Source organism: Methanobrevibacter sp. (assembly GCF_045116495.1).
Taxonomy (GTDB): Archaea; Methanobacteriota; Methanobacteria; order Methanobacteriales; family Methanobacteriaceae; genus Methanocatella.
The window spans coordinates 1-3714 of sequence record NZ_JBGULU010000108.1 but is presented as its reverse complement, the minus strand read 5'-3'; the positions used below and the strand labels follow the sequence as shown (position 1 = coordinate 3714).

At 34.2% G+C, this 3714-nt stretch carries 3 protein-coding genes and 1 pseudogene; all 4 read left to right on the top strand.

The features are described from left to right. Positions 1-419 (top strand): annotated as a pseudogene (locus ACJMLH_RS06130) (hypothetical protein); the annotation flags it as partial. Positions 420-843: 424 nt separating this feature from the next. After that, positions 844-1644: a tetratricopeptide repeat protein gene (locus tag ACJMLH_RS06125; RefSeq protein WP_405275768.1), complete on the top strand. Its 801-nt coding sequence runs from the start codon at positions 844-846 to the stop codon at positions 1642-1644. Positions 1645-2144: 500 nt separating this feature from the next. After that, a complete protein-coding gene (locus ACJMLH_RS06120) occupies positions 2145-2717 on the top strand; it encodes a helix-turn-helix domain-containing protein (protein WP_405275766.1) in 573 nt (190 codons plus the stop codon). A 160-nt stretch (positions 2718-2877) separates the two neighbouring features. Beyond that, positions 2878-3714: AMP-binding protein (locus tag ACJMLH_RS06115; protein ID WP_405275764.1), on the top strand; the 837-nt coding region annotated here is incomplete at its 3' end.

Genomic DNA, 3714 nt, shown 5'->3' with positions numbered 1-3714 from the left:
TCAACCCATACAAACTCAACATGGTAAGAGCAGGCAGATACACAATGGCATTCTACTTTGCAGGAAACGACAACTACACAGGCACATTTGCATCAGTATGTGTCGACTTGGACAAAAAACCAATCAGCATCAAAGCAAGTGCTAAATCCTACAAAGCAGCTACCAAAACCAAAAAGTACACAGTTACTTTATCCACAAAAGTATGTTCATCACATGACGGTAAGGTATATTTAAGTCCTAGAACAGTCACACTTACTGTAAACGGCAAAACATACACTGGTAAAACAAACAGTGCCGGAAAAGTCACCTTCAAGATAACTAACTTATCCAAAAAAGCAAAATACAAAGCTAGAATTAGTTATGAAGGGGATGCTACATACGAATCTGCTACCAAAACCGTAACCTTAACAGTAAACTAGTGAGACTAACCTCTCACTACTTTTTTTATTTTTAAAATCTGCCGATTTATTTTCATACTTAAATTCACAACTTGATGTTTAATAGCTTCTATTTTTGATTATATGTAATCGTTGTTTTCACCAATCAAATTTTTCAAAGTCCATGTAGATGACTGTAACTTTTTTTTAATTTTGCAATTAAATTCTCGTGTTTAAGTTGTAAAAAGATCTTCTTTAAAAATTTTGAAAATTCAATGAAATTGGCCGAAATGCTAAAAAAATCCCTTCAGTTATATTTGAAGTTTTTAATTTTATTAATTTTTCAATCCGAATACACTTCACATGTTCTTAATAAATTTTACATATTCAAATCAGTATTTGCTAATGGTAACATTTATATATCACTAATTCTAATTATTATTGTTAATCACTTGGAGATGATGATATGAAGAAAAGTGATTGGGAAGATATTGAAATTAATCCTAGAAGTACAGATAAGGTATTCTTTGAATCCAGTTTGCTTCAAAACATTTCAGACAGTATAGACTTTTTAAAAGACGAAGCTACTATAATCTTAAGGGAATTGGATGATACAGAATTCAAACAAAAGCTTGATGAATTTGATTTGGAGGAATTCGCTGAAACTACAATCAATAGTATTGACGATACTTTGGATGATATTTCCAAATTTAAAGATGACTTCATCTCATCACAGGACATTCCTGATGACGTAAGGGAATTCTCCAAAACCACAAAAGCCTACTTGAACAGGGATGAAATCTACGTTAGAAATGCATACAGGAAACTCGAACGTGATAATTCATACGATACAAATATGAGGGTAATCGAATTGTGTGACAAGGCAATTGATCTCAATGAATTCAATAGCGAAGCTTATTATGTTAAGGGTAAGGCTTACATTAACCTGGAAAGATATGGAACAGCTATTGATGAGTTTATAAATGTGTTGGCTTTGGATAGTGATGATTTGGATGCAAGAATAGCTATTGGGGATGCCAACAGATTAAGTGAAGAGTATGAAGATGCCATTGATGTTTACAATTCAGTGTTAAAGATTGACAACAAGTCTTTCGGAGCCCTGCAGGGTAAGGCATTAGCATATTCTGAAATGGGTGAATATAAAAAGGCATGCAACTTCTTCAAAAAAGCGGATCAGGTATCTAATTTGGAAGGTGATTCCAGGGATGTCTGGGAGTTGTGCATGGAAAAACTTGATGCTTTTTAATTTAAAATCAGCTCATTACTCTTAATTTTTTTAAAGTCTGAGGCTAGATTGACCAGCCTCACACTCAATTTTAAAACTCAGAAACTAATTTTTCTCATGATTTGTGTAAAAGTTTGGGATTACTTCTACACTGTTAATATGTAAATCGTTTTATATATCTTTTTTCTTATATTTAAGCTCAATTAATCCTTTTTTAAGCAATTTAACTTACTATCTGCAATTTTCATTATCTATTATATGCTGCAAATCATATGTAATATTGGTCTTTAAATGCAAAATGCAAAGTAACATGCATGATTGACAGTAATCTGAAGTCATGTTTGATGATATTGAATTTGCGAAATTTTGAATAATCAGCTATTTTTTCATTTTAATTTATCCTTTAATTTAAAAATTGTATAAAATATTCTTATTTTAAAGTAACTTTTATATATCTTCTTTCATATAGTTATAAATACTTAAATAGTTTTAAGTAACAATCCAAAAATGAGTGAAAATATATGACAAACGAAGATTTTGCAAAAAAGATAAAAGACATCAGAGCTAGACAGAACATGACAATAGAAGAACTTTCCGAGAGAAGCGGTGTAAAACTCGAAGTTTTAGAGGCTATGGAAGCCGGTGAAGTTATCCCATCACTTACTCCGTTAACCAAAATGGCAAGGGCATTAGGCGTAAGGCTTGGAACTTTCCTTGATGATACACCAGAACTCGGACCGGTCGTTACAAGAGGCGGCAAAACCGAAAACTCCCTTTATTTTTCAGGAAGGGAAGATGTCACAAATGCAACCAATCTGGAGTTTCACTCCTTAGGTGCAGGTAAAATCGACAGAAACATCGATCCGTTCATAATCGACATTGAATTTGAAGAAGGAGAAAAAGAACTTTCATCACACGAAGGTGAAGAGTTCATCTATGTGCTTGAAGGAGAAATAGAAGTAATTTATGGAAAAGACACCTATACTATCGGCGAAGGCGACACAATATTCTATGATTCAGTAGTGCCACACCACCTTCACGCAAGCGGAAACGATAAGGCTAAAATACTGGCTGTGCTCTACACTCCATACTAGAGGAATTGAAAGAGGATTGGATTAATATGTTTAAATTAGAATTGAAATACAACGTATACGGATATATGGACTTGTTTACTCATGAGTTGGGATTGTTATTGTTGCGTTTAGACATATTGAGCCAAAATAATGAATTAAAAAATAACAATGGAGGAATATTATGAGTGAATTATTTACAGAACTGCCGTTAGGAAAATTTTTTGAATCAATGGTTGAAAAACAGCCGGACCATGAATTTATAGTTTATCCGGACAGAAACTTAAGATTTACATACAAGGAATTTGATGAAAGAATAGATAATTTAGCAAAAGGAATGCTAGCTATTGGAATTGAAAAGGGAGACCATGTTGGAATATGGGCTAAAAACGTTCCGGAATGGCTGACATACATGTTTGCAACTGCAAAAATCGGAGCTACAATTGTAACCGTCAACACAGCATACCAGTCACATGAACTTGAATATGTTCTAAGGCAATCAGACATGAAGGCACTGGCAATGACCGACGGATTCAGGGATACAAGCTATTTTGACATTATAAATGAACTTGTACCTGAACTTAAAAGCTGTGCCAGAGGACACCTTGTAGCTGAAAAGTTCCCTCACTTAAAATTCATATTCCACGTGGGTCAGGAAAAACATCGTGGAATGTATAACACCAACGAATTGATATTACTTGGTATGAACTATGACGATGACGAATACCAGAAGGTAAAGGATGCCGTAACTCAGCATGACGTCATTAACATGCAGTATACATCAGGAACAGAAGGTTTTCCTAAAGGAGTAATGCTTACAAGCCGTAACATTGTAAACGATGGTTACTACATTGGAGAAAATATGAATTACTCACCAAAAGACAGGCTTCTGCTTCAGGTGCCTCTTTTTCACTGTTTTGGAACTGTTTTAGGGGTAATGGCAGTAATCACTCACGGATCCACCATGGTTGTTCTTGAGGAATATGACCCTCTTTTGGCAATTTCTTCCATTCAAAAGGAA